Annotated in this window: 26 protein-coding genes and 1 riboswitch; of the genes, 17 read left to right on the forward strand and 9 right to left on the reverse strand. The window is 58.3% G+C overall.

Annotation, left to right across the window (positions count from 1 at the left end):
• The first annotated feature begins 293 nt into the window (after positions 1-293).
• Positions 294-734, forward strand: a complete 441-nt coding sequence (locus U5A05_RS04325) for a hypothetical protein (RefSeq protein ID WP_321835836.1) — start codon at positions 294-296, stop codon at positions 732-734.
• 84 nt (positions 735-818) lie between these two features.
• On the opposite strand, the gene mqo is transcribed toward U5A05_RS04325, so the two are convergent.
• Together mqo and U5A05_RS04335 are read right to left on the reverse strand one after the other, a co-directional pair.
• Positions 819-2,327 carry a malate dehydrogenase (quinone) gene (gene mqo / locus U5A05_RS04330; RefSeq protein WP_261740969.1) on the reverse strand — a complete coding sequence of 503 codons (1,509 nt, stop codon included), beginning with the start codon at positions 2,325-2,327 and terminating at the stop codon, positions 819-821.
• A 693-nt stretch (positions 2,328-3,020) separates the two neighbouring features.
• Positions 3,021-3,254, reverse strand: coding sequence for a hypothetical protein (locus U5A05_RS04335; protein ID WP_321835837.1), 234 nt, complete (start codon positions 3,252-3,254; stop codon positions 3,021-3,023).
• Positions 3,255-3,409: 155 nt separating this feature from the next.
• Here U5A05_RS04335 and U5A05_RS04340 point away from each other — a divergent pair, with 155 nt between their 5' ends.
• Positions 3,410-3,994 (forward strand): YajG family lipoprotein, encoded by a 585-nt coding sequence (locus tag U5A05_RS04340; RefSeq protein ID WP_261740971.1) that lies wholly within the window; start codon positions 3,410-3,412, stop codon positions 3,992-3,994.
• Between the two features lie 60 nt (positions 3,995-4,054).
• On the opposite strand, the gene U5A05_RS04345 is transcribed toward U5A05_RS04340, so the two are convergent.
• Together U5A05_RS04345 and U5A05_RS04350 are read right to left on the reverse strand one after the other, a co-directional pair.
• Complete coding sequence (locus tag U5A05_RS04345; protein WP_048359204.1) at positions 4,055-4,261, reverse strand: hypothetical protein; 207 nt, start codon at positions 4,259-4,261, stop codon at positions 4,055-4,057.
• Positions 4,262-4,490: 229 nt separating this feature from the next.
• Complete coding sequence (locus U5A05_RS04350; protein WP_321835838.1) at positions 4,491-5,657, reverse strand: 1-acyl-sn-glycerol-3-phosphate acyltransferase; 1,167 nt, start codon at positions 5,655-5,657, stop codon at positions 4,491-4,493.
• Between the two features lie 103 nt (positions 5,658-5,760).
• Between U5A05_RS04350 and U5A05_RS04355 the strand changes: the two genes are divergently transcribed.
• From U5A05_RS04355 to U5A05_RS04370, 4 genes are read left to right on the forward strand one after another with little or no spacing between them, the layout of a single operon-like run.
• The gene (locus U5A05_RS04355) at positions 5,761-5,943 is read left to right on the forward strand and encodes a CPXCG motif-containing cysteine-rich protein (protein WP_261740973.1); all 183 of its coding nucleotides are present in this window, start codon (positions 5,761-5,763) and stop codon (positions 5,941-5,943) included.
• 12 nt (positions 5,944-5,955) lie between these two features.
• The gene (locus U5A05_RS04360; protein ID WP_261740974.1) at positions 5,956-6,216 is read left to right on the forward strand and encodes a putative signal transducing protein; all 261 of its coding nucleotides are present in this window, start codon (positions 5,956-5,958) and stop codon (positions 6,214-6,216) included.
• A gap of 50 nt (positions 6,217-6,266) precedes the next feature.
• Positions 6,267-6,893 (forward strand): SOS response-associated peptidase, encoded by a 627-nt coding sequence (locus U5A05_RS04365; RefSeq protein WP_261740975.1) that lies wholly within the window; start codon positions 6,267-6,269, stop codon positions 6,891-6,893.
• A 34-nt stretch (positions 6,894-6,927) separates the two neighbouring features.
• Positions 6,928-7,749 (forward strand): M48 family metallopeptidase, encoded by an 822-nt coding sequence (locus U5A05_RS04370; RefSeq protein ID WP_261740976.1) that lies wholly within the window; start codon positions 6,928-6,930, stop codon positions 7,747-7,749.
• 52 nt (positions 7,750-7,801) lie between these two features.
• On the opposite strand, the gene U5A05_RS04375 is transcribed toward U5A05_RS04370, so the two are convergent.
• The 3 genes from U5A05_RS04375 to U5A05_RS04385 all read right to left on the reverse strand — a co-directional run bounded on the left by U5A05_RS04375 (position 7,802) and on the right by U5A05_RS04385 (position 10,642).
• Positions 7,802-8,386, reverse strand: a complete 585-nt coding sequence (locus tag U5A05_RS04375) for a TMEM165/GDT1 family protein (protein ID WP_261742369.1) — start codon at positions 8,384-8,386, stop codon at positions 7,802-7,804.
• Positions 8,387-8,476: 90 nt separating this feature from the next.
• A riboswitch (yybP-ykoY riboswitch) is annotated at positions 8,477-8,598 on the reverse strand.
• A gap of 49 nt (positions 8,599-8,647) precedes the next feature.
• Positions 8,648-9,646, reverse strand: a complete 999-nt coding sequence (locus U5A05_RS04380; protein WP_261740977.1) for a class I SAM-dependent methyltransferase — start codon at positions 9,644-9,646, stop codon at positions 8,648-8,650.
• Positions 9,647-9,676: 30 nt separating this feature from the next.
• The gene (locus U5A05_RS04385; protein ID WP_321835839.1) at positions 9,677-10,642 is read right to left on the reverse strand and encodes a 2-hydroxyacid dehydrogenase; all 966 of its coding nucleotides are present in this window, start codon (positions 10,640-10,642) and stop codon (positions 9,677-9,679) included.
• Positions 10,643-10,722: 80 nt separating this feature from the next.
• Between U5A05_RS04385 and U5A05_RS04390 the strand changes: the two genes are divergently transcribed.
• From U5A05_RS04390 to U5A05_RS04425, 8 genes are all read left to right on the forward strand, one after another.
• The gene (locus tag U5A05_RS04390; protein WP_261740979.1) at positions 10,723-11,352 is read left to right on the forward strand and encodes a LysE family translocator; all 630 of its coding nucleotides are present in this window, start codon (positions 10,723-10,725) and stop codon (positions 11,350-11,352) included.
• 189 nt (positions 11,353-11,541) lie between these two features.
• Entirely contained in the window at positions 11,542-13,299 is a 1,758-nt protein-coding gene (locus U5A05_RS04395; protein ID WP_261740980.1) for a DUF1302 domain-containing protein, read from the forward strand.
• Between the two features lie 261 nt (positions 13,300-13,560).
• Entirely contained in the window at positions 13,561-14,340 is a 780-nt protein-coding gene (locus U5A05_RS04400) for an ABC transporter substrate-binding protein (protein ID WP_261740981.1), read from the forward strand.
• Positions 14,341-14,430: 90 nt separating this feature from the next.
• A complete protein-coding gene (locus tag U5A05_RS04405; protein WP_261740982.1) occupies positions 14,431-15,120 on the forward strand; it encodes an ABC transporter permease in 690 nt (229 codons plus the stop codon).
• Positions 15,121-15,133: 13 nt separating this feature from the next.
• Positions 15,134-15,832: an ABC transporter permease gene (locus tag U5A05_RS04410; RefSeq protein ID WP_261740983.1), complete on the forward strand. Its 699-nt coding sequence runs from the start codon at positions 15,134-15,136 to the stop codon at positions 15,830-15,832.
• Positions 15,833-15,841: 9 nt separating this feature from the next.
• Complete coding sequence (locus U5A05_RS04415) at positions 15,842-16,954, forward strand: succinylglutamate desuccinylase/aspartoacylase family protein (RefSeq protein ID WP_321835840.1); 1,113 nt, start codon at positions 15,842-15,844, stop codon at positions 16,952-16,954.
• Between the two features lie 160 nt (positions 16,955-17,114).
• Positions 17,115-18,023: a MurR/RpiR family transcriptional regulator gene (locus U5A05_RS04420; RefSeq protein WP_261740985.1), complete on the forward strand. Its 909-nt coding sequence runs from the start codon at positions 17,115-17,117 to the stop codon at positions 18,021-18,023.
• A 189-nt stretch (positions 18,024-18,212) separates the two neighbouring features.
• Positions 18,213-18,935, forward strand: coding sequence for a YiaD family glycine zipper/OmpA-like lipoprotein (locus U5A05_RS04425; RefSeq protein ID WP_261740986.1), 723 nt, complete (start codon positions 18,213-18,215; stop codon positions 18,933-18,935).
• A 167-nt stretch (positions 18,936-19,102) separates the two neighbouring features.
• On the opposite strand, the gene U5A05_RS04430 is transcribed toward U5A05_RS04425, so the two are convergent.
• Entirely contained in the window at positions 19,103-19,537 is a 435-nt protein-coding gene (locus U5A05_RS04430; RefSeq protein WP_261740987.1) for a Z-ring associated ZapG family protein, read from the reverse strand.
• A 139-nt stretch (positions 19,538-19,676) separates the two neighbouring features.
• Between U5A05_RS04430 and U5A05_RS04435 the strand changes: the two genes are divergently transcribed.
• From U5A05_RS04435 to zapE, 3 genes are all read left to right on the forward strand, one after another.
• Positions 19,677-20,312 (forward strand): alpha/beta hydrolase, encoded by a 636-nt coding sequence (locus U5A05_RS04435; protein WP_261740988.1) that lies wholly within the window; start codon positions 19,677-19,679, stop codon positions 20,310-20,312.
• A 24-nt stretch (positions 20,313-20,336) separates the two neighbouring features.
• Positions 20,337-21,692 (forward strand): tryptophan--tRNA ligase, encoded by a 1,356-nt coding sequence (locus U5A05_RS04440; RefSeq protein ID WP_321835841.1) that lies wholly within the window; start codon positions 20,337-20,339, stop codon positions 21,690-21,692.
• A gap of 91 nt (positions 21,693-21,783) precedes the next feature.
• The gene (gene zapE / locus U5A05_RS04445) at positions 21,784-22,878 is read left to right on the forward strand and encodes a cell division protein ZapE (RefSeq protein WP_261740990.1); all 1,095 of its coding nucleotides are present in this window, start codon (positions 21,784-21,786) and stop codon (positions 22,876-22,878) included.
• A 70-nt stretch (positions 22,879-22,948) separates the two neighbouring features.
• Here the strand turns inward: zapE and U5A05_RS04450 are convergent, their stop codons facing one another.
• The gene (locus U5A05_RS04450; protein WP_321835842.1) at positions 22,949-23,956 is read right to left on the reverse strand and encodes an asparaginase; all 1,008 of its coding nucleotides are present in this window, start codon (positions 23,954-23,956) and stop codon (positions 22,949-22,951) included.
• Positions 23,957-24,063 lie beyond the last annotated feature (107 nt).

Genomic DNA, 24,063 nt, shown 5'->3' on the forward strand with positions numbered 1-24,063 from the left:
TAGCCGCTGGCGAAGGAACGAGGCTGCGTTCGAGGACGCAGTCCTCGTAAACCCGTTAATCGCGATGTATCTGAATTACCCGATTGCATGGTTTTACGGCTGCTGTGCAGCCGAACGCAGCCTCGTGGAGCTCGGCAGCGGCTACAGGCTTCGTGCTTCTATTCCAGAAAACTCCGACCAACCCTGAGCTATTTGCTACGGGGTGTTCTTGTGTGGGCGATCAATACTCAAACAGGCATGTCAGGTGCTCATCAGGACGATGGGCAAAACTTCAATTGGAATGGAATCAAGCAATGAAGCGTCTGTGCAGTTTTATTTTTGGACTTGGATTGATGGCTGTGGGCTCTGCCGCTCTGGCCGCCGATGAGGTACTGGAGGTCGAGATATTTAACGCGACAGCCAAGGCCATTTCGCCGGGCAACGACTTTTCATGGCTGGAGAGCCCTGAAAATGCTGGGCACGATTTTGTTGTCGAGCCGTCCACCAGTCAGGAGCTGTTGTATTACTTGCCAGCGTCCAGAGGGTCTGAAACCTTCACTTATCGTCAGGGCGAACAGGTCTGTTACTTCGGCTTTGGTCATCTCACACCGGGCGCCAGCAATCTCAATCGCTGGGCTCAGGCCAAGTCGGTCGGGGCAGTCACCGTCGGCTGTGCCGCAGAACTGATTGCGGTATCGGACGATGATGAGTTTTCGCGCAATGGCGGCTCGCGAGTGCTGTTCACGATGGGCTGAAACGCTTGCGTATCGGTTACAAAAAAGCCCCTGCGCTTAACAGCGCAGGGGCTTTTTGTTGTGCGTCATTTTGAGGTGACGCTGTTACGCGATGCTGGTATTGGCGTTCTGCGGCTCAACCAGTTCCAGCAACTCGGAGTTGCGGGTGCTGATTGTGTGGTACAGCTCGGCGTCGGTCTCGAGGACTTTTTCCCGTGCCGGGAAGATTTCCTTGAGCTTGGTCGCCCATTCGCCACGTGCTTTGTCTGCGAAGCAACGCTCGATCAGATCCAGCATGATCGAAACGGTTACCGAAGCGCCCGGCGAGGCACCCAGTAGAGCGGCCAGCGAACCGTCCTTGGCAGCAACCAGTTCGGTACCGAACTGCAACACGCCGCCTTTCTTCGGATCTTTCTTGATGATCTGAACCCGTTGCCCGGCAATCTCAAGACGCCAGTCTTCGGCCTTGGCCTGCGGGTAGAAGCGACGCAGGGAGTCCAGGCGCTGTTCCATCGATTGGCGCACTTCGCTGACCAGGTACTTGGTCAGATCCATGTTGTCGCGAGCCACGGCGAGCATTGGCCCGATGTTGCCCAGACGGATCGACATCGGCAGGTCAAGGAACGAACCGTGCTTGAGGAACTTTGTGGTGAAACCGGCATAAGGTCCGAACAGCAACGACTTTTTGCCATCAACCACACGGGTGTCCAGGTGCGGTACCGACATCGGTGGCGAACCTACAGCAGCCTGGCTGTAAACCTTGGCCTGGTGCAGCTTGACCACTTCCGGGTTATCGCAACGCAGCCATTGGCCGCTGACCGGGAAGCCGCCATAGCCTTTGCTTTCTTCGATGCCCGACGCTTGCAGCAGCGGCAATGCCGCACCACCTGCACCCAGGAATACGAATTTGGCATCAACCTGGCGAGTGTTGCCGCTGTTGGTGTCCTTGATGCTCACCGTCCAGCCGCTGCCATTGCGCTTGAGGCCGGTGACCTTTTTGCTGTACTTGATCTGGGTGTCCGGTGCGCTGGCCAGATGCTTGAGCAACTGCTGGGTCAGGGCGCCGAAGTTGACGTCAGTACCGTTCAGCACACGGGTGGCCGAGATGTGCTGGTCCGCAGGGCGGCCCGGCATCATCAAAGGCATCCACTCGGTCATTTTGGCTTTGTCTTCGGTGTATTCCATATCTGTAAACGCATGGTGCTTGCTCAGCACTTCAAAACGTTTTTTCAGGAAGGACACACCTTTTTCGCCTTCAACGTAGCTCAGGTGAGGCACTGGGCTGATGAAGGACTTGCACGAACCGAAGGTGCCCTTTTGCGCCAGATAGGCCCAAAACTGCTTCGACACTTCGAACTGGGCATTGATATGCACAGCCTTTTTGATGTCGATCGAACCATCAGCCGCCTGCGGCGTGTAGTTCAATTCGCAAAGGCCAGCATGACCGGTGCCAGCGTTGTTCCACGGGTTGGAACTCTCCGCAGCACCTGAGTCCATCTGCTCAACAACTTCCAGCGTAATGCCGGGGTCGAGCTCTTTGAGCAGTACGGCGAGGGTGGCACTCATGATGCCCGCTCCAACCAGTACTACGTCGACTGCTTCGTTATGCGCCATTAACGCGTCTCCAAAATCTACGGCACCAAATTGACGGCATAGCTGCCAGGTGTTCCGAGGCGTGGTTCTGATTAGCCTCGGATCACGCATGGCCAGGATCGCCATGTCCGATTCTTCGCAATTTCTTGCAACTTTAGCGCACGCCCAGACCGGGCCTTCGAGGTACATATGAACGCATTTCAGTACCTTGGAGGCAATTCGACTTAAGGTCTAGAGCGTCCGTTTGTGCAACCAAATCCGTAAGCGGACAGGCTTTCAGTCTCGTGCTGTGGAGCCGACTTCGATCCTGCTTGGTGGGGCAATATCAGACGCTAATGGTGCATGTTCAGACGCAAAACTTTTCATTTGCTCGCCACACTCTTGTGAAGTTGTGAAACCCGTTTTTTTTCACGCTCTCTTGAAGACGTGAACCTCAAAAAAGGGCTGCCGCAAGCCTGGTACCGAACCAGTGACCGAGCGTTATGGCAGCTCTGGCAGACCATGTTGAAAGTGGGGTTACGCAGTGAAATTCAAGCGCGCCAGCTTCACATGATCTGTGTGGGCGGCTCTCTGTGGGCGGTGCGGGGGAGCTAATACAAGCGCATTAGCGATGCTGCGAGGCCCGATCAGGAGACGTCCTTATAATCGGGGGGAGATTGTAGCGAAGAAACGCGGGCAATTGATCCTGTTAAATGACTTTTCTTGGTGCGCCGATCAAAGTCCCAGCAAGGGCAGTGCCGCTGAGCGGGTTGCGGACGAGGCAATACGGGCGTTGGCGGGTAGTACCTGGTGCAACCAGTTGAGGCGGATTTCTTCGATCTCGACCCAGCTGTCGCCGACCGGCGGTTGTTTGCATTGTTTGAAAGCCTGGCAGCGCCCCGTGGAGTCAAGGCGCACGAAGCAGCGATGAGGACGATTCAAGCCGAACAACGATAAGAGCATGTTCATGGCAGCACCTCTTTGGTCAGTGCTCAGACTATGCCTTGTCGAAGTGACATCACGATGTATCGGCGATGACAGAGTGGTGACAGCAAGCGGCTAGTTCGCAGGCGCACAGCACCCTATACTGACGGTCTGTTTTACCCAGTCCTGGAGAGATGAGCATGTTGCAACGCCTGTTGTTCGGTTTGATTACTGTGACCAGTTTGACTCTGGTCGGCTGCGCCCACAGCCCGCAACAACTTAGCCCGCAACCCAAACTGACCACCCAGCTTGCGCCAGTGGGTCGTGGCCAGCCGGTCGTGGTGCGGGTCGTGGACGGTCGTCCTTCGCCAACCCTGGGCACCCGTGGTGGCATGTACCCCGAGACCAGCGCGATCAGCGTCAGCAGTGCTGATGTGATCCCTAAACTGCAAGCCCAGGCTGAAGCGGCTGTGCGGTTGCTGGGCTACACGCCGACATCCAATGCGATGAACGCGCCAACCCTGACCGTGACTCTGGCCGAGCTGAAATATCAATCGCCCAAAGACACCATGTACGTGACCGAAGCCACTATCGGTGCGACCTTTCGTTCTGATGTGAAGAACGGTGGCCGTACTTACAGCGGTCGTTATGGAGCGTCGCTGGATCAACGCTTCGGCATGGCGCCGAATCAGGAAACCAACACCAAGTTGGTGAGCGATGTACTGAGTGATGCGCTGACCCGTGTGTTCCAGGACCCATCGGTGGGTCGTTTGCTCGGCGAGTAATCGCGGACAAACAAAAAAGCCCGAACTTACTGAGTTCGGGCTTTTTTTTGTTTGGACGCTTCAGGCCGCTTCGGCATACAGCTCCAGGCGGCTGACGCCGGTGAGCAAGTCCAGCTCGGGCAAGTCGGCATGGGTGTGGCCGCTCAAAGCGCAGTAAACCAGCCAGTGGTGGTCCTGAACGTTAAAGGCCAGGCCTTCGATCAGTGCCTGCTGTTCGTCGCTGGGGGCGATCAGGTAAAGGCGATCCTGGTTCTCTGCGTGCAGCATGACAAGCTCCGTGTCGGTGTCGAGGGGCCACAGAGTGACCTCTCTACATGACGATACGGTTACAGCAGAAATTAACAGAGGTGATGCTCTTGTAGCAGTTGCCGAAGGCTACGTCCGATTGCGAAGCGATCGTAAACCTGAAACCGCGAGTTGTCTGAAAGATCGCGGTTTCTGATTCTGCGACGGCTGCGCCGCCGGACGCAGCCTGCGGCAGCTGCTACGCGTGAGGTTACAGCGCCAACCCGGCCTTGATCCGATACTGGTTACGCACCGGCATCGCATATTGCAGCACCAGGTACGGGCGGTGCTCGACCGGGCAGGCGTCCAGGCGGCGTTGCCATTCCTGGCGGGCCTTGGCCAGTTCTTCGGCACCGAATACCTCGGTGGCCTTGGGCACTTGCAGCTCGGGATCGGCATCGCTCCACTGTGCATACGCGAGGTAGTGCGCCGGGAACAGGCGGTAGCCGCTGAGGATATGGCGATCCATTTCGGCGGCCAGCAACTTGCTGTCCTCGAAAGGTGTGGTGATGGGCGCAGCAAAGTTCACGTGTACGCGGCCTTTGTAGCCGGTGATGCCGTTGGCGATGCTGGTGTCGTCTTCGCCCGGTATCTTGCTGTAGGTGCCCGTGGTGGCGCGGATGTACAGCTCGCGAGCCTTGGCCTGGTCGCAGGGGTCGTATTCGTAGCTGATCGATACCGGGGTCAGGTTCAATGACTGAATGACTTCGGCGAACGGCTCGTCTTTACGGCTCATGTGAAACATTTTCAGGATCGCCGAATCGGTGCGGTCATCACCGTCCTTGGCCCGACCTTCGGCCTGGGCGATCCAGATCGATTGGCAGTCGTTGCGGATCGAGTGATTGATATACGCCGACAGCAGTTGATAGGCCGCGAGCTTCTCACGCCGTCCGGTAATCGAGCGGTGCACGATAAAGCTCTTGTTCAGGCGCATCAGATCGCTGACAAAGGGTTTTTGCAGCAGGTTGTCGCCAATGGCGATGCGTGGCGTCGGCAGGCCCGCGTGATACACCGCATAGTTGACGAAAGCCGGGTCCATCACGATATCGCGGTGGTTGGCCAAAAACAGATAGGCGCTGCCGGATTTCAACTGTTCAACGCCGGTGTAGGTCACGCCGTCAGTGGCATGCTCAATGGTGCGGTCGACGTAAACCTCGACCTTGTCCTGCAGGGATGCGACCGAATTTACACTCGCGAACTCTTTACGCAGGCGATGAGCTATAAGAGGTTTTAACAGCCAGCCAAACGCGCCTGCCAGGCGCGGAAAGCGAAAGTGGGTCAGGATATCTAGAAACGCCTTGTCGCTGAGCAGCCGGGCCAGCACTGCTGGGACTTCGGCGTCGTCGTAAGGTCGGATGGTATCGAATTGGCCCATCATGCTCTCTTGTTGGAAACGGCTAGGGTTGGTACGCAGGGCAGGGCAAAAAATGGCCCTGCTAATAGACAGGCGATTATACGCACAAGTCACTATGGAGACCGCGATGCTTGAAACTGAACGCTATGAGTGCCCCTATTGCGGCGAGCCGGCAGAAGCTGTGCTCGACCTCTCGGGTGGTGATCAAAGCTACATAGAGGATTGTCCTGTGTGTTGCCGACCGATTGTTTTCCATCTTCAGACCGATGGTCAGGAGTGGATGCTCGATGTACACAGCGAGAACGAGTAGCAGGTGATTGCCATGCAGCGCATCTATGAACCGCAAAACCTGATGGAAGCCGAGCTGTTGCTGGGCATGCTCGCCAGTGAAGGTATTGGCGCATGTCTTCAGGGGCGAGATTTGATTGGCGGCACCGGTGAGTTGCCAGCGTTGGGTTTGTTGGGGCTGGCCGTGGCTGATGATCAGGCGCAATACGCGCGCGAGTTGATCGATGCGTACAATGCCGCGTCACCGGTGGCGGGCGATGAGCCTGAGAGCTTCCCTGATGTACTGGTCTGCTGAAGCCGTAGACGGTTTTTTCACTGCTATATAGATAAGAGTTGTGCAGCCCCATGTGTGGACGTTTTGCCCTGTTTCGTTGGAATCCTGCGTTTGCAGCCTTGCCCGGTTTTCCGGCAGATCAGCAGGCCCAGTGGAATATCTCGCCCAATGACTCGGTATTGATCCTGCGTGCCGGTGCAGAACCTGGCCAACGTGAGCTGGCACGGGCGCGCTGGGGCTTGACCCCGGCCTGGCTGACCGACCTGTCGCGAACCCCCGCCCATGCCCGGGCCGAAACCGTGGCCGAACAACCGATGTTTCGCGATGCCTTGCGCCAACGGCGTTGCCTGATCCCGGCCAACGGTTTTTACGAATGGCGCGGCACTACCCGCAAACGTCCCTATTGGCTGACGCCGGGCGAGGGTTCTTCGCTGTTTTTTGCCGGTATCTGGGAGGCTTATCCCGTCGAAGGGCATGTGTGGCTGAGTACTGCGGTGATCACCCAGGCCGCCGCCAGTCAGCGCCGGCCATTGATTCTGGACGAAGCGGGCCAGCAGGCCTGGCTTGACCCCGAAACCCCCTTGCATGTTTTGCAGGCGCTGCTTGCCAGCCCGCAGACGCCATTGCGCGAACGGCCGTTGGCCAATCTGGTCAACGATCCCAAGCTCAATGCGCCCGAGTGCCTGACGCCGGGTTGAGATACGATGCGCACCATCTTTATGGAGATCTTTGATGGGTAAGTTAGCGGTAGTGTGCGCAGTGGGCGCCGGGTTGTTGCTGGGTGGTTGCCAGGCGGTGAATACCACCAATGGCGGCGCGGTCGGTGTTGAGCGCAAGCAGTACATGTTCAGCATGCTGTCGAGCCAGCAGGTTGACCAAATGTATGCGCAGTCGTATCAGCAGACTGTCAGCGAAGCGAGCACCAAGGGCGCGCTGGACAAAACCAGTGCTAACGCCAAGCGCTTGCAGGCGATCGCCAACCGACTGATTGCCCAGGCCCCGGCCTTTCGCCCGGATGCCGCGCAATGGAATTGGGAAGTCAATCTGATCAAGAGTGACGAGCTCAACGCCAACTGCGGCCCAGGCGGCAAGATCATCTTTTACAGCGGGATCATTGATCAGCTGAAGCTCAGCGATGACGAAATCGCCGCGATCATGGGCCATGAAATCGCCCACGCCTTGCGTGAGCACGGGCGTGAGTCCATGTCCAAGGCCTATGGCATCGAGATCGCCAAGCAGGGAGCTGGTGCCTTGCTGGGTTTGGGGCAGGACAGCATGGGGCTGGCCGATACCGTGGTGAACTACAGCCTGACCTTGCCCAACAGCCGCAGCAATGAAAACGAAGCGGACCTGATCGGCCTGGAGCTTGCTGCCCGTGCGGGTTACAACCCGAATGCGGCGATCACCCTGTGGCAGAAAATGGCCCAGCAATCACAGAACGCTCCGCCTGAATTCATGAGCACTCACCCGGCTTCCAGCAGCCGGATTGCAGCCCTGCAAGCGGCAATCCCGAAGGTGATGCCGCTGTATCAGCAGGCGCCGAAAACCCAGTAACGGCCAGGGCCTCACCCCAACCCTCTCCCGGAGGGTTAGGGTGAGGGCGCTTTTAAACCCAGCCGCTGATCGCCATCGCCTTGTACACCGCCACGACGGCCAGTACCACGAATGCGGTGGCTGCAAGACGGCGGATCAAGGTCAGCGGCAATTTGTCGGCCGCAAAGTTACCCGCCAATACCACCGGCACGTTGGCAATCAGCATGCCCAGGGTGGTGCCGATAATGACGAGCCACAGGTCCGGGTATTGCGCGGCGAGCATCACGGTCGCAACCTGGGTCTTGTCGCCGATTTCGGCAATGAAAAACGTGATCAGAGTGGTGACGAACGGCCCGTACTTGCGGGCAGTGCTGGCTTCGTCGTCGTCCATCTTGTCGGGCACCAGGGTCCACAACGCGGTAGCGGTAAAGCTCGCGGCGAGGATCCAGTGCAGCATTGCATCGCTGAAGAAGGTACTGAACCAGGCGCCCACTGCACCGGCTGCGGCATGGTTGGCCAGGGTTGCGACCACGATACCGGCGATAATCGGCCAGGGTTTGCGAAAGCGTGCGGCGAGAATGAGAGCGAGCAGCTGCGTCTTGTCGCCGATTTCGGCCAAGGCAACGATTGCGGTAGGAACGAGTAAGGAGTCGAGCATCATCAGGTGGTTTCCAGGGGCGGGTCGACACGGCTATGACACGTACAGCCTTCCCGCCCCGGGTAAGGTGTTCGTGTCATAGGTCTTGTCAAACCCCGGTCCGTCTGTGCGGACACCTGGGTCGCATACGCCATGGTCTGTTGACCAAGTATGTTGACGTATGCCGAATGAGCGTGGAGCTCAAGGGAGACTACTCCCCTAGGACGGAGCGGATTCTGCCTAGGCAAATCCGATCCGGCAAGCTCTTATTTGCCAATCACCTCAGCGACGCTTGGCACTGTAAATCCGAAAACCCTGACCTTCAGCCTTGACCGCACAGGCACCAAAATGCTCTTCGATCAACGGTTGATAGCGCAAGAAGCTGTTGGCCACAATTCGTAGTTCGCCACCAGATTTCAGATGTTTCACTGCTTTTTGCAGCAAGTTCTCGGTTGCCTTGTAATCGGTATGCACCCCGACATGGAACGGCGGGTTACTCAGGATCGAGTTCAGGCCCATAGGTGCTGCGTCGATACCGTTGCCGGTAATCACTTCGCCTTCCAGACCGTTGGCCGCAAGGGTCAGACGGCTACTGGCAGTGGCGAAGGCATCCACATCGAGCAAGGTCACAGTGTTGTGCGGGTAACGCCGCTTGACCGCAGCACCGAGTACGCCCGCGCCGCAGCCGAAGTCCAGCACGTGGCCGCTGGGCAGTTTGTCCAGATGTTCAAGCAGCAAGGCGCTGCCGCGATCCAGGCGACCGTGGCTGAATACACCTGGCAGGCTCACGATTTTAAGCGGGCCTTCGGCCAGCGGCAGTTCGTAATGTTGCGCGAGGTCTTCCAGTACCGGCACTTGCGGGGCGTTATCCACCGTCACTTGCCACAGTTGGCAATGGCGCGCGCTGTCGAGCTTGCGTGGTTTGCCGAACGGAACCAGTTGCTTGGACGCGCCTTCAATGCCGCCCTTTTTTTCCCCGACCAAAAATACATCGGCGCCGGGCAGGCGTGAGGCCACCGCCTTGAGCACGTAGTCACTCAGCTCCTTGGACTTGGGCAGAAACACCACAGCGGTGTCAAACGCCCGTTGCGGAATTTCGACACCGAACTGCACGCGTCCTTCAAAACGGGCGTCGAGCACGGCCTGATCACCGGCGTGCCAGCACCAGCCGTGGGCATCGGGCAATTCACTCAGTAGTTCGTCAGCCGGCAAGCCGACCAACAGCACCGAACCTTGAAAGTATTCAGGCTGACGAAGCAGTACTTCACTGCGCGGATCCATAATCTGCTCCTCAAAAAGGGGCGCAGTCTATCAACTGACGACTCGCAGCGCTGTACCGTTGAAGAACGCTTCGGCGTTTTGCGCCAGTTGGCCGACGATCCGCTGGCGAGCCTCGCGGCTACCCCAGGCGCTGTGCGGGGTAATGATCAGGCGCGGGATGTCGGCTGCCAGCAGCGGATTGCCGTCACGGGGCGGTTCGACGCTCAGCACGTCGGTCGCCGCGCCGCCCAGGTGACCGCTGCGCAAGGCGTCGGCCAGAGCCTGCTCGTCGATCATGCCACCGCGCGCAGTGTTGACCACAAAGGCTCCGGGCTTGAGTAGCGCGAGCTCGCGAGCACCGATGAAATTGCGTGTGTGTTCGTTGAGCGGGCAGTGAAAGGTCAGGGCATCGACCTGGGGCAGCAGTTCGTCCAATGGCATGCGGTCAGCCCGAGCCGGACGCCCTGGAATATGGCCGATCAGCACGCGCATGCCGAAGGCTTCGGCTAGCTTCGCCACTGCACTGCCCAGTTCGCCATGCCCGAACAGGCCCAGGGTTTTGCCCTCCAGCTCGACAATCGGGAAGTCCAGCAGACAGAACTGTTTTGCTTGCTGCCACTGACCTTCAGTGACGGCTTTTTGATAGTCGATCAGGCGTGTGGCCAGCGCCAGCAACAGGCCCAGGGTGTGTTGCGCCACGGATGGCGTGCCGTAACCCTGGCAGTTGGCGACGGTGATCCCTTGGGCGCGAGCGGCTTCCAGATCTACGTTGTTGGTGCCGGTAGCCGCCACCAGAATCAGTTTCAGATCCGGGCAGGCGGCGAGGGTATGGGCGTTGAGCAGAATTTTATTGCTGATGGCTACACTGGCACCTTGCAGGCGTTCGATCACATTCGCGGGCGTGGTATCCGGCCACAACTGCAAGTCGCCGAAGTTTCGACGCAGCGGGTCCAGGTCGAGATCGCCCAGATCCAGTGATGTGTAATCAAGGAATACGGCGCGCTGAGTGTTAGTCATCAACTGTACCTTTTGTGCTGTGAAATGAAGGCGTAATGTGGCGAGCCTAACAGAAGAAACAATTTGTAATGGAGCCGTGCATGTACTGGACAGAATTTTTGACCGTTGCCCTGATTCACCTTCTGGCTGTGGCCAGCCCCGGGCCCGATTTTGCCGTGGTGGTGCGCGAGAGCGTAACCCACGGTCGTCGCGCCGGGATCTTTACCGCGTTTGGTGTAGGCACGGCGATTTTCGTGCATGTCGGTTATTCGCTGTTGGGTATCGGGATCATTGTGTCGCAGTCGATTGTGCTGTTTAACGCTTTGAAATGGCTGGCAGCGGCTTACCTGCTGTACATCGGCTTCAAGGCGCTGCGGGCCAAACCGGCTGATCCGGCAGCAGTGGCCGCCGCGTTGCCGGTGGGCGAGCGCACGGCTCGCGGGGCGTTCACTTCGGGTTTTGTGACCAATGGCTTGAACCCCAAGGCGACGCTGTTTTTCCTGTCGCTGTTTACCGTGGTCATCAACCCGCATACACCGCTGTCGATTCAGGCTGGTTACGGTGTGTACCTGGCGGTCGCCACCGGGCTGTGGTTTTGCATGGTTGCCATGCTGTTCAGCCATCAGCGCGTACGCACAGGCTTTGCCCGCATGGGCCATTGGTTTGATCGCACCATGGGCGCGGTTCTGGTGGCGCTGGGTGTGAAGTTGGCATTTACCGAGATGCACTAAGAAGCGGACTCCTGTAGCCGCTGCCGCAGGCTGCGATCGAGCGCGAAGCGCTCGCCATATGAAGCTCCTGCGGCCCTTGTCGCAGCCTTCGGCAGCGGCTACAGGTTTGTGCGATGCGGTGTTCTTGTCAAAATCTGGATTTGCTTCATCCTTGCGGGCTTATCGCAGTGTGCCCACGGAGAAGTATCGATGTCCTCAGTCAACCGGTTCTGGCGCCGAGCCAAACTGGCGCTGGCAGTCAGCCTCGCTTCGACGCCCACCTGGGGCGTGAGTTTCAATGTCGGCCCGGTCGAGGGCCAGATCGATTCCGAGTTGTCCATCGGTGCCAGTTGGTCCACGGCCAAGGCCGACAGCAAGCTGATTGGCGCGAACAACGGGGGCAAGGGGCAATCCGAAATCTCGGACGATGGTCGCCTCAACTTCAAACGCGGCGAAACCTTCTCGAAAATTTTTACCGGCATGCACGCGTTGGAGCTGAAGTACGGCGATAGCGGCCTGTATGTGCGCGGCAAATACTGGTACGACTTCGAGCTGCAAGACGACAGTCGCCCCTTCAAGGCCATCAGCGATAGTGGGCGCAAAGCCAGCGCCCAATCTTCCGGCTCACAACTGCTGGATGCGTTCGTCTATCACAACTACGCGATTGCCGATCAGCCCGGTGCGGTGCGCTTGGGCAAACAAGTAGTCAGTTGGGGCGAAAGTGCGTTTATCGGTGGCGGGATCAATGCGATCAACCCCACCGATGCATCTGCCTATCGGCGGCCGGGCACTGAGTACAAAGACGGCTTGGTGCCGGTCAACCTGTTCTATATCTCGCAAAACTTGACCGAAAACCTGTCGGCCGACGCTTTTTATCAACTGGATTGGGAGCAGTCGGAGGCGGACAACTGCGGGACGTTTTTCTCCCGGTCCGACGTGATGGCTGACGGTTGCAGCGGCAATTACCGGGTGATGAGCAAGCGCTCGGCACTCGATGTGGCGGACCTCGCTGCGCTCACCGGCGCGGGTGTCGAGGTGAATGAGGAGGGCGTGCTGGTGCGTCGTGGCGCTGATCGCAATGCGCGCAACAGCGGCCAGTTTGGCGTGGCCATGCACTATGTGTTTGAGCCGCTGGACACCGAGTTTGGTGCCTACTTCATGAATTACCACAGCCGTGACCCGATTCTCAGTGCGGGTGCTGCGCCGCAGTCGGCCTATAGCGCGGCGGCAGGCTCGGGCGGGTTGGCGCCGATGATCGTCGCCGGCAACTCCAGCTACTACGTCGAGTACCCCGAAGACATCCGCCTGTACGGCTTGAGTTTTGCCACGACCTTATCCACAGGTACGGCCTGGAAAGGCGAGCTGAGCTACCGTCCTAATGCTCCGGTGCAGCTCAACAGCAACGACTTGCTGTACGCCAATGTCACGCTGTTGCCCGGTCTTGCCCAGGCATCGCCCCTGACGGTGACTCCCGGCGCGGACATTCAGGGCTATCGACGCAAGGAAGTTACCCAGTTCCAGACCTCGCTCACCCATGTTTTTGACAACGCGATGGGGGCCGATCGTCTGACCGTGACCGGCGAAGTGGGCGTGACTTACGTGGGCGGACTGGATAGCCCTTCAGATCTGCGTTATGGCCGCGACCCGGTATTCGGCTCCGACGGCAACGACGGCTTCACTACGGCTACTTCCTGGGGTTACCGGGGTCGGGCCGTGTGGGAGTACAACAGCGTGTTGCCCGGCGTGAACCTCAAGCCCAACCTGGGTTGGTCCCATGACATCAGTGGTTATTCCCCGGGCCCCAATGCCAATTTCGAAGAAGGCCGCAAAGCCATCACCCTGGGCCTGGACGGCGAATACCAGAGCACCTACACCAGCAGCCTGTCGTACACCAACTTCTTTGGCGGGCGCTACAACACCCTCAGTGACCGCGATTTTGTGGCACTGACGGTGGGGGTGAAATTTTAGCCTGCAAACTGCGCGCAGAATTTTAGCCGCTGCCGAGGTACGAGGCTGCGAAGCGGCTCCGACAGCTTGAAGGTCCTGCGGACCTTGTCGAAGCCTCGTACCTCGTCAGCGGCTACAGGTTGGAAGAGTGCGGGCTGTCTTTGATATATTTATTTTCACTGTGTTGATTTCTGAAATAATACGTGTCAATCATAGGCGTACACAATCATCGGTCTTAACCACCGAGCCAGCCCGGATGGCGCCCCTTCAGGAGTCAATAATTTGAACAAGACAGAACTTCTAGGTGCACTGGCACTTTGCGCTGTGAGCTTTTTGGCCCACGCCGAAGAAGCTCCTCTGCGTATCGGGATCGAGGCGGCCTACCCGCCGTTCTCCTTTAGAACGCCAGCGGGCGAGATCAGCGGTTTTGACTACGACATAGGCAATGCCTTGTGCGAAGAGATGAAGGCCAAGTGCACCTGGGTCGTCCAGGAATTCGACGGCATGATCCCTTCGTTGAAAGTGCGCAAGGTCGATGCGGTGCTGTCTTCGATGTCGATTACCGAAGATCGCCTCAAGTCTGTGGACTTCAGCAAAAAGTACTATCACACCCCAGGCAAGTTCGCGATGAAGGCGGGCAATGTGCTCACCGATCCCAAGGTTGATCTCAAGGGTAAACGCCTTGGCGTGCAGCGCTCTTCGACTTACGACCGTTTTGCCACTGAGCAACTGGAACCGGCAGGCGTCGTGGTAGTGCGTTACTCCACGCAGAATGAAGCCTTCCTTGATCTGGCCTCGGGCCGTCTGGATGCCACTCTCGCGGACATCGTCTACACCGATGAGAGCTTTATCAAAACCCCGGCAGGCAAGGATTACGCGCTGGTGGGGCCGGACATCAACGACCCCAAATACTTCGGGCGCGGCGCCGGTATTGCAGTGCGCAAAGGCGATACCGCCAACGCCGCACGTTTGAGTGCGGCGATTGACGCGATCCGCGCCAATGGCAAGTACGACCAAGTCATGGCCAAGTACTTCACGTACGACATCTACGGCCAACGCTAAGTAAACCCGCAACCCTTACACCGCCTCCGCTCCGGGGGCGGTTCGGGTTTGTCTCGCGCTCGATTTGGCGCACGCTTGAGGAACTTCATCATGCTCCACGGCTACGGATCGAGCATTCTCGATGGTGCCTGGCTGACCGTGAACCTTGCCCTTACATCCATGGCCCTGGCGGTTGCCCTAGGTCTGGTTGGCGCGGCCTTTCGCCTGTCACCGGTCAAATGGCTGGCGCGGCTGGGAGAGGGCTATACCACGGTGATTCGCGGGATTCCCGATCTGGTACTGATCCTGCTGATCTTTTACGGCGGCCAGGACCTGATAAACCGCATCGCCCTGGCACTGGATTACACCGGCTATATCGATATCAATCCCTTCATTGCCGGTGTCTGCACCATGGGCTTCATTTTTGGTGCCTATCTGTCGGAAACCTTCCGTGGTGCCTTTATGGCCATCCCTGCGGGTCAGGCCGAGGCGGGCATGGCGTATGGCATGAGCCGCTCCCAGGTGTTCTGGCGAATTTTGGTGCCGCAGATGATCCGTCTCGCCCTGCCGGGGTTTACCAATAACTGGCTGGTGCTGACCAAATCCACTGCGCTGATTTCGGTCATCGGCCTGCAGGACATGATGTTCAAGGCCAAGAACGCAGCTGACGCGACCCATGAGCCGTTTACGTTTTTTCTCGCGGTGGCGGTGCTTTATCTGATGCTGACCAGCGTGTCTTTGCTGGTACTGCGCTATCTGGAAAAACACTTTTCGGTTGGCATAAAAGCCGCCGAATTGTGATTGGGAGCACCTCATGATTCTTGACTACAACCTGATCTGGGAAAACCTGCCGCTGTATTTCAGTGGTGCGCTGGTGACTCTGAAAGTGCTGCTTATTTCCTTGTTTTTCGGGCTGATGCTGGCGATTCCGTTGGCCTTGATGCGGGTTTCGCGCTCGCCCCTGATCAACTTCCCGGCCTGGCTTTACACCTACGTGATTCGCGGTACGCCGATGCTGGTGCAGTTGTTTTTGATCTATTTCGGCCTGGCGCAGTTTGAGGTGGTACGCCAAAGCGTGCTCTGGCCATACCTTTCCAGCGCCACCTTTTGCGCGTGCCTGGCCTTTGCGATCAATACCAGTGCCTACAGCGCGGAGCTGTTGGCGGGCAGCCTGAAATCCACTCCCCATGGCGAGATCGAAGCCGGTAAAGCCATGGGCATGTCGCGCGCGACTTTGTTCCGTCGGATTCTCTTGCCGTCGGCCCTGCGCCGGGTGTTGCCGCAGTACAGCAACGAAGTGCTGATGATGCTGCAAACCACCAGCCTGGCGTCGATTGTCACTCTGGTCGACATCACCGGGGCGGCACGTACGGTCAGTGCACGGTACTACCTGCCGTTTGAGGCATTTATCACGGCGGCGATTTTTTATCTGGTCCTGACTTTCATTCTGGTCCGTCTGTTCAAGCTGGCCGAGCGCCGCTGGTTGGCGTATCTGGCACCGCGCAAGCACTAAGGAATATTTATGGAACATATCAAGTACCTTTTGCCGTGGACAGCTTCGGGCACAGAACGTCATTTGTCGTTGTTTCGCTTTGGCCAAGGGCCGCGCAAGGCCTATATCCAGGCTGCTTTGCATGCAGACGAATTGCCCGGAATGCGGGTTGCCGTGGAGCTCAAGCGCCGCCTGCTTGAACTGGAAGAACAGGGCCGTCTGAACGGGGTGATCGAGCTGGTGCCGATGGCCAACCCCATCGGTATTGGCCAGATGTTCCAGGCCACCCATCAGGGGCGTTTCGAGTTTTCCAGTGGCAAGAATTTCAATCGTGACTTTCCGGTGTTGGCCGACGCCGTGGTTGCGCGTCTGGAGGGGCATTTAGGCTCCGATGCTGATGCAAACATCGCGCTGATCCGTAGCACCATGCTCGCTGTGCTGGATGAGTTGCCTGCACCGATATCGGAGCTGGACGCCTTGCGCTGCCTGTTAATGCGTCATGCGTGTGACGCCGATGTAGTGCTCGACCTGCATTGTGACTTCGAGTCGATCATGCTGCTGTACGCCATGCCGCATAACTGGCCGCGCTTGCAGTCGCTGGCTGCGCGCCTGCACGCCCGTGTCGCATTGCTGGCTGAAGATGCGGGTGGCAGCGCGTTTGATGAAGCCTGTGCGATCCCCTGGTTGCGTCTGGCGCAGCGCTTTCCCCAAGCCGATATTCCGTTGGCCTGCGTGGCGACCACTATTGAACTGCGGGGCATGGCAGATACCGAGGCCGAGCCCTGTACCGCGAGCGCCGAGGCCATTTTGGGTTATCTCGCGGATCAGGGGCTGATCAATGGCGATTGGGCGCCCGCACCGGCCAATTGTTGCGAGGCGACCCCGTTTGCGGGAGCGCAGTACGCCTATGCGCCGCATCCTGGGGTGGTGAGTTTTATCCAGCCGTTGGGGGCTCGGGTCAAGGTAGGCGACCCGTTGTTTGAAGTGATCGACCCGGTCACCGACCGCCACAGCCTGGTGCGCGCCAACACGGATGGCATTCTCTATGCCCGCGAGCGCCTGCGCTTTGCCCAGCCCGGTTTGTGGCTGGCCAAAGTTGCTGGCAGCACCCTTCTTCGCCAAGGTCGCTTGCTCAGCGACTGAGGCCGCTGAGTGAGCAGCATGGACAAAACTTCCAGCCCCGGATTGTGCTCTGCGGCCCGGGGCAGGCTTGGGATACACTCGCGTCAGTCCACGCAAGCCCGCTCTCACAATTGATTGGGCTCAGCCCCGTCTTTTATCCACAGGTAATGTTGAGCCGGATATGCCAAGCCCATCCAAAAACACCACCATTTATGCCGCGCCAGTTATGCGCAAGCTGGCCGAGATCGTGCTTGATTTGCAGCCGTCATTGCGCAAGGTCGCGGATTTTATTCTGCGCCATCCGCTGCGGGCCGCGACGCTGACGATTGAGGAACTGGCCCACGAAACGGCTACCTCCCCAGCGGCAGTTAACCGGTTGGCCAAGGCTATGGATCTTGGCGGCTACACCGGCATGAAGGCCGAGTTGGTGGCAACGTTGCAGCAAGTGGTGTCGCCGGTCGACAAACTGCGCAACGAACTGGCCCATCGCCCCGACGGCGCGTTTGGCCTGCATGAGCAAATCCAAAGCGCCAGCAGCAATCTCGCTACAGCGGCGGCGAACAACCATCCGGACACGTTTGAAGCTTTTGTCACGCGCCTGATCAAGGCGCGCAAGATCTACATCCTGGGCTTTGGCAATAGCGTCTATTTTGCAGGCCTTGCGGCCTCGACCCTGATGCCGTTCTGTGCCGATGCCACGGCCATCAGCATGGAAGGCGGTAATGAAAACGCCGCGTACCGTCTGGCGGCGATTACCGATCAGGACGTACTGCTGGCCATCTCCCTGCCGCGCTACTCCATCGATACCATGCAGCTTTCACGTTTTGCCAGGGAGCGGGGCGCCTGTGTGCTGGCGATCACCGACTCACCGGCTTCGCCGCTGGCCAATATCGCCGAGCACGTCCTGTTTGCGCCTGCCGACCATCCGGTGATGACCAGTTCCAGCATCGCGGTGCTCGCCTTGATTGAAGGGCTGGTTGCGGGAGTGATGGCGCGAAACAAAGAGGCGGTCAAACTGGCAACCGAACTGACGGAGAGCGTTATGTCCTATCTGCATGTTCCCGTCAGCAGCAAGGCTTCCAAAAAGTAGCCAGGTGCATGACCAATCTTGGTGGTGTCTGGGTGTACGCGTTTGTGGGGGAGCGATCGGGCGGCTATGGTTTATTTAGTGCGAATGTAAACGGCCAAAGGAATTTTTACCGTTGGTCGTGATCCAACGCGAACAAAGGTCTAATGCCTATGACTTTTGCCCCCAGATAGTTTGATCAGGAGCGTCACCATGTTCATCTCGCGTCGTTTGATTGTTGCTGCAAGTGCGGTGGCCTTGCTGGCCGGCTGCGCTACGCCTAACCCGTATGACAATAACCAGGGTCAGGCTTCTTCGGGCATGAGCAATACCGCCAAATACGGCGGTCTGGGGGCATTGGCCGGTGCTGTAGCCGGTGCCGCCATCGACCACAACAACCGTGGCAAGGGCGCGTTGATCGGCGCTGCTGTCGCGGGCCTGGGTGCTGCCGGTTATGGCTATTACGCTGACAAGCAAGAAGCGGCACTGCGTGCAAGCATGGCCAACACCGGGGTAGAGGTTCAGCGTCAAGGGGACAACATCACCCTGGTGATGCCGGGCAACATTACGTTCGCCACCAACTCGGCCAATATCGCCCCAAGTTTCTTCCAGCCGCTGAACAACCTGGCGAACTCGTTGAAGCAGTTCAACAACCAGAACCAGATTCAGATCGTCGGTTACACCGACAGCACCGGCAACTACAACTACAACATGCAGCTTTCGCAACAGCGTGCGCAAAGCGTGGCGACTTATCTGACGTCTCAGGGTGTTAGTGGTCAGTACCTGTCGGTACGTGGTGCCGGCCCTGCTGACCCGATTGCCAGCAACGCAACGCCTGACGGCCGTGCACAGAACCGTCGCGTTCAAGTCACCCTGGCGCCGATCCCTGGCATGCAGTACCAGCAACAGCCGGGTCAGGTTCAGCAGTACCCGTAAGGTTCATTCTACGATTGATCGCAGCCTTCGTTCCTCGTCAGCGGCAGATTCTGTAACCCTGTAGCCGCTGCCGAAGGCTGCGATCGAGCGCGTAGCAGTCGCTCAATAAAAAGCCCCGCGATCCTTGCAGATCGCGGGGCTTTTTATTGAGCGGCTGAGCGGAAGAATTACTTCTTCAGACCGTAATGCTCATCGAGCATGCCGGGGCCGTTCGGGCTTTTTGGTGCGTAGTCCAATGGCGGCTCGTTGCTGTGCGGCGGGGTGATGCGCTCGCGATGCGGTTGTGGCACATCGGAGTGCAGCGCCGCCAGCAGGCGTTGGCGAGTCTGCTCGTCCAGGGCCAAACGGTTGGCGCCCTCGGCGAGATGCTCTTGCACGTCCTGATAGCTCTGAGTGAGCTTTTTCACCAGATTTGCGGTGGTATTGAAGTGGGTAACCACTTCACTTTGATAACTGTCAAAACGTTCCTGGATGTCGTCCAGCTGACGCTGCGTGCGGTTAGGCACGGCATTTGGCAGCAGACGAGCGACCAGAAAACCAATGGCGACACCGGCAACCAGGGCTAGAGTCGGCAACAACCAAATCAAGAGCGAGTGTTCCACGAGTCCTTCCTCTATAAACGGCTTTGCTTTACGTTAACGGCTCGGACCTGCGCTGTATACCGCGATGCACTCGCAAATATGTCAGACAGGATCTATCAGCTAGACGAGTCGACCCAATTTGAGGTCACGGAGTTCCTTCTTGCTTACCCGCGAAACCCCCGTAGTAATTGATGGCCCGGTCGGCCAACTGGAAGCCTTGTACCTTGATTCTGCTGAGCCACAGGGCCTTGCGCTGCTGTGCCACCCTAATCCGGTGCAGGGCGGAACGATGATGAATAAAGTGGTTTCGACCCTGCAGCGCACTGCTCGCGATGCTGGCCTGATTACCTTGCGATTTAATTACCGTGGCGTCGGCACCAGCGCGGGCACTCACGATATGGGCACTGGCGAAGTCGACGACGCACTGGCTGCGGCGCAATGGCTGCGGGCCAAACACCCTGAATTACCGATCACCCTGCTCGGTTTTTCGTTTGGCGGTTTTGTCGCCGCCAGCCTCGGTGGCCGACTGGAAGCCGCGGGTGAGAACCTGTCGCGCTTGATTATGGTGGCGCCTGCGGTAATGCGTTTGCGAGACGAAGACGCATTGCCCCACGACTGCCCGTTGACCGTGATCCAGCCCGAAACTGACGAAGTGATCGACCCGCAACTGGTCTATAACTGGTCAAAAGACCTGACGCGCCCCCATGAGCTGCTGAAAGTGGCAGAATGCGGACACTTTTTTCACGGCAAGCTGCCCGAGCTCAAAGAGTTGGTAGCGCCGCGCCTTTCGAATTGATTGCAGCCTGATAAGCGATTACCCATGACCACTCGTACTCGTATCCTCACCGGTATCACCACCACCGGTACGCCGCACCTGGGCAACTACGCCGGGGCCATTCGCCCGGCAATCGTAGCCAGCCGCGACCCCAATGCTGACTCGTTCTACTTTCTGGCCGACTATCACGCCTTGATCAAATGCGATGACCCGCTGCGCATTCAGCGCTCGCGTCAGGAAATCGCAGCGACCTGGCTGGCAGCCGGTCTCGATGTTGAGCGTGTGACGTTCTATCGCCAGTCGGATATCCCGGAAATCCCGGAGCTGACCTGGTTGCTGACCTGCGTGGCGGCCAAGGGCTTGCTCAACCGTGCGCACGCCTACAAGGCGTCGGTCGACAAGAACCTGGAAAACGGCGAAGACCCGGATGCGGGCATCACCATGGGGCTGTACAGCTACCCGGTACTGATGGCAGCCGACATTTTGATGTTCAACGCAAACAAGGTGCCGGTCGGTCGTGACCAGATCCAGCACGTTGAAATGGCCCGTGACATTGGCCAGCGCTTTAACCACCTGTTCGGCAATGGCAAAGAGTTTTTCGCCATGCCTGAAGCGCTCATTGAAGAGAGCGTGGCCACATTGCCAGGCCTTGATGGCCGCAAAATGTCCAAAAGCTACGACAACACCATTCCGTTGTTCAGTAGCGCCAAGGACATGAAAAGCGCGATTTCGCGCATCGTCACCGACTCCCGTGCGCCCGGCGAGCCGAAAGATCCGGACAACTCGCACCTGTTCACCTTGTACCAGGCGTTCTCGACGCCTGAGCAGTCGGCAGAGTTGCGCAGCGAGCTGTTGCAGGGACTGGGCTGGGGCGAGGCCAAAGAGCGCCTGTTCAAGTTGCTGGATGCCGAACTGGGCGAATCCCGCGAGCGTTACCACGACTTGATGTCGCGACCTGCCGACATGGAAGACATTCTTTTGGCTGGCGCGCAAAAGGCACGTAAAACCGCCATTCCGTTCTTGGCGCAACTGCGTGAGGCGGTTGGCCTGCGTTCGTTTGTCAGCGTGGCTCAAACCACCACCGCCAGCAAAAAGAAAGCTGCCAAGGGCCCGCGTTTTGTCAGCTTCCGCGACGAAGACGGCAGTTTCCGCTTCCGCCTGCTGGCCGCTGATGGCGAACAACTGCTGCTGTCGCGCAGTTTTGCCGATGGCAAAGCAGCCGGTCAGGTGACCAAGCAGTTGCAAGCCGGTGAGCCTCTGGATGTGCGCAGTGATGAGCTGAGCTTCAGCGTCTGGCTGGGCGACACCGGTGTGGCCGACAGCCCGGCATTTGCCGATGTGGCGGCACGCGATGCGGCAATCGAAGCACTGCGACTGGCCCTGGTGCCCGCGCAAGACTGAGAAAGTGCGACGTTTCGTCTCAGGTTTGATTGCCATTCTTAAGGGCCGTCGCTACAGTGTCGGCCCGTTTTTGTTGCCTTGCTAACGAATTATGACGCCTCTAGAACGATATCAAGTTGATCTGAAACGCCCGGACTTCTTCCACGATGCCGCCCAGGAAAACGCTGTGCGCCATCTGCAGCGTCTGTACGACGATCTCGTCGCTGCCTCCCAGAGCAAGCCTGGCGTCTTCGGCAAGCTGTTCGGCAAAAAAGACCGAGCGCCGGTTAAAGGCATTTATTTCTGGGGCGGTGTGGGCCGGGGTAAAACCTATCTGGTTGATACGTTCTTTGATGCCTTGCCGTTCAAGGACAAAGTGCGCACTCACTTCCACCGCTTCATGAAGCGCGTGCACGAAGAAATGCGCACCCTCAATGGCGAAAAGAACCCGCTGACCATCATTGCCAAGCGTTTCTCCGATGAAGCGCGAGTGATTTGCTTTGACGAATTCTTTGTGTCGGATATTACCGATGCCATGATTCTCGGCACCTTGATGGAAGAGCTGTTCAAAAACGGCGTAACGCTGGTTGCGACGTCCAACATCGTGCCAGACGGTCTGTACAAAGACGGCTTGCAGCGTGCGCGCTTCTTGCCGGCCATTGCACTGATCAAGCAGAACACCGAAATCGTTAACGTCGACAGCGGTGTTGACTACCGTCTGCGTCACCTCGAGCAGGCAGAGTTGTTCCACTTCCCGCTGGATGAAGCCTCCGAGAAGAGCCTGCGCGAAAGCTTCAAGGCGCTGACGCACAATTCGACCCGGGCAATTGAAAACGACGATCTGATCATCGAAAACCGCACCATTCGCGCTCTTCGCACCTGCGATGACGTGGCCTGGTTCGACTTCCGTGAGCTGTGCGATGGCCCGCGCAGCCAGAATGACTACATCGAGCTTGGCAAAATCTTCAACGCAGTGATCCTCAGCGGTGTTGAACAGATGGACGTCAAAACCGACGACATCGCCCGACGCTTTATCAATATGGTCGACGAGTTCTATGACCGTAACGTCAAGCTGATCATCTCGGCACAAGTCGAGCTCAAGGATCTGTATACCGGCGGGCGCCTGAACTTCGAGTTCCAGCGCACCCTCAGCCGTTTGCTGGAAATGCAGTCCCACGAATACCTGACCCGGGCGCATAAACCTTAATAGCCCGTGGGAGTGAGCCTGCTTGCGAAGTTCTTGTGGTCTTCGCGAGCAGGCTCGCTCCCGCTTGCTTTCAGGTTTCGGCTGCCTTGAACCCCAGTCGCTGCAGGTGTTTGCCGACTTCTCGGCCAAGCCCTGAACCTATCAGTAGCCAGATCAGGATGCGCGCCTTGTATGGGCACAAAAGCCCGCACATCACCGCTCCGCGGTCGGTCAGGTCCAACTCGCTGCCGATAAACCCGCAAGACGCCTCGGCAGTCGAGCCTGAACCGGTTCGGGTGCCCACCAGAACCGGAATCTCCGTGGTGATCTGGTCGATCAGGTCTGCCCATTCGACACTTACGTTTCCGGCCCCGAAAGCGCTAACGACCAGCGCGTCATACCCCAGGGCAAGCACGTGTTCCAGTAGCACCGTATCGGCTGACAGCGATGCCTGCAGCAGTGCGACCTTGTGATGAATTGAGCGGGGTATGGGCAGCACTGTTCGTGCACACGCTTTGCGCAGATAGCAGGCACGGTGTTCGATCATCACCCCAGCGGGCCCGAAAAGCGGCGAACTAAAAGCCTCCAGTGCCATTGATGAACATTTGCGTACATGTTGCGCCTGATGAATCTGGGCGTTCATCACCACTAACACCCCACGCTTGCGACTGTGAGTGTCGAGCGCAACCCTGGAGGCGTCCAGCAGGTTGGCAGGGCCGTCCGGGCTCGGCTGATCGCTGGAGCGCATGGCTCCGGTCAACACCAGCGGCACATCGGCGTTCCAGAGCAGATCCAGGAAAAATGCGCTTTCTTCCAGTGTGTCAGTGCCTTGGGTTATCACGATACCTTGCGCGCCCAGCTTCACTTGGTCCTGGGCCCAGATCAGCACCTCAAGCAGCAAGTTGAAACACAGAGATGCACTCGGCACCAGGCACAGAGTTTCGATGCGTACATCCAGCCCCTCGTGCAGCTGCACCATACCGCTGAACAGGGCTTCGCCGGCCTTGGTTCCAGGTTGTGTGGCGCGCATGCTCACGGTGCCACCCAGGGCGCCGATGGCGAGAATAGGCAGGGTGGTGTGGTTGAGTTTCTGCGGCATGATGGATACCTCCGCCGGGAGCCGGTCAAACCTCTTTTTGTTATTGCCCTCTGTGGAGGGCGTTTTCATCAGAGGCTTTTCGGTAGGGCGGAGGAATCAGATTGTTC

Source organism: Pseudomonas kulmbachensis (assembly GCF_963681935.1).
Lineage (GTDB): Bacteria > Pseudomonadota > Gammaproteobacteria > Pseudomonadales > Pseudomonadaceae > Aquipseudomonas > Aquipseudomonas kulmbachensis.

Bases quoted from the DNA above. Each gene is read 5' to 3' on its own strand.
- U5A05_RS04325 (WP_321835836.1), top strand. From the start codon at position 294: ATGAAGCGTCTGTGCAGTTTTATTTTTGGACTTGGATTGATGGCTGTG.
- mqo (WP_261740969.1), bottom strand. From the start codon at position 2,327: ATGGCGCATAACGAAGCAGTCGACGTAGTACTGGTTGGAGCGGGCATC.
- U5A05_RS04335 (WP_321835837.1), bottom strand. From the start codon at position 3,254: ATGAACATGCTCTTATCGTTGTTCGGCTTGAATCGTCCTCATCGCTGC.
- U5A05_RS04340 (WP_261740971.1), top strand. From the start codon at position 3,410: ATGTTGCAACGCCTGTTGTTCGGTTTGATTACTGTGACCAGTTTGACT.
- U5A05_RS04345 (WP_048359204.1), bottom strand. From the start codon at position 4,261: ATGCTGCACGCAGAGAACCAGGATCGCCTTTACCTGATCGCCCCCAGC.
- U5A05_RS04350 (WP_321835838.1), bottom strand. From the start codon at position 5,657: ATGATGGGCCAATTCGATACCATCCGACCTTACGACGACGCCGAAGTC.
- U5A05_RS04355 (WP_261740973.1), top strand. From the start codon at position 5,761: ATGCTTGAAACTGAACGCTATGAGTGCCCCTATTGCGGCGAGCCGGCA.
- U5A05_RS04360 (WP_261740974.1), top strand. From the start codon at position 5,956: ATGCAGCGCATCTATGAACCGCAAAACCTGATGGAAGCCGAGCTGTTG.
- U5A05_RS04365 (WP_261740975.1), top strand. From the start codon at position 6,267: ATGTGTGGACGTTTTGCCCTGTTTCGTTGGAATCCTGCGTTTGCAGCC.
- U5A05_RS04370 (WP_261740976.1), top strand. From the start codon at position 6,928: ATGGGTAAGTTAGCGGTAGTGTGCGCAGTGGGCGCCGGGTTGTTGCTG.
- U5A05_RS04375 (WP_261742369.1), bottom strand. From the start codon at position 8,386: ATGCTCGACTCCTTACTCGTTCCTACCGCAATCGTTGCCTTGGCCGAA.
- U5A05_RS04380 (WP_261740977.1), bottom strand. From the start codon at position 9,646: ATGGATCCGCGCAGTGAAGTACTGCTTCGTCAGCCTGAATACTTTCAA.
- U5A05_RS04385 (WP_321835839.1), bottom strand. From the start codon at position 10,642: ATGACTAACACTCAGCGCGCCGTATTCCTTGATTACACATCACTGGAT.
- U5A05_RS04390 (WP_261740979.1), top strand. From the start codon at position 10,723: ATGTACTGGACAGAATTTTTGACCGTTGCCCTGATTCACCTTCTGGCT.
- U5A05_RS04395 (WP_261740980.1), top strand. From the start codon at position 11,542: ATGTCCTCAGTCAACCGGTTCTGGCGCCGAGCCAAACTGGCGCTGGCA.
- U5A05_RS04405 (WP_261740982.1), top strand. From the start codon at position 14,431: ATGCTCCACGGCTACGGATCGAGCATTCTCGATGGTGCCTGGCTGACC.
- U5A05_RS04410 (WP_261740983.1), top strand. From the start codon at position 15,134: ATGATTCTTGACTACAACCTGATCTGGGAAAACCTGCCGCTGTATTTC.
- U5A05_RS04415 (WP_321835840.1), top strand. From the start codon at position 15,842: ATGGAACATATCAAGTACCTTTTGCCGTGGACAGCTTCGGGCACAGAA.
- U5A05_RS04420 (WP_261740985.1), top strand. From the start codon at position 17,115: ATGCCAAGCCCATCCAAAAACACCACCATTTATGCCGCGCCAGTTATG.
- U5A05_RS04425 (WP_261740986.1), top strand. From the start codon at position 18,213: ATGTTCATCTCGCGTCGTTTGATTGTTGCTGCAAGTGCGGTGGCCTTG.
- U5A05_RS04440 (WP_321835841.1), top strand. From the start codon at position 20,337: ATGACCACTCGTACTCGTATCCTCACCGGTATCACCACCACCGGTACG.
- zapE (WP_261740990.1), top strand. From the start codon at position 21,784: ATGACGCCTCTAGAACGATATCAAGTTGATCTGAAACGCCCGGACTTC.
- U5A05_RS04450 (WP_321835842.1), bottom strand. From the start codon at position 23,956: ATGCCGCAGAAACTCAACCACACCACCCTGCCTATTCTCGCCATCGGC.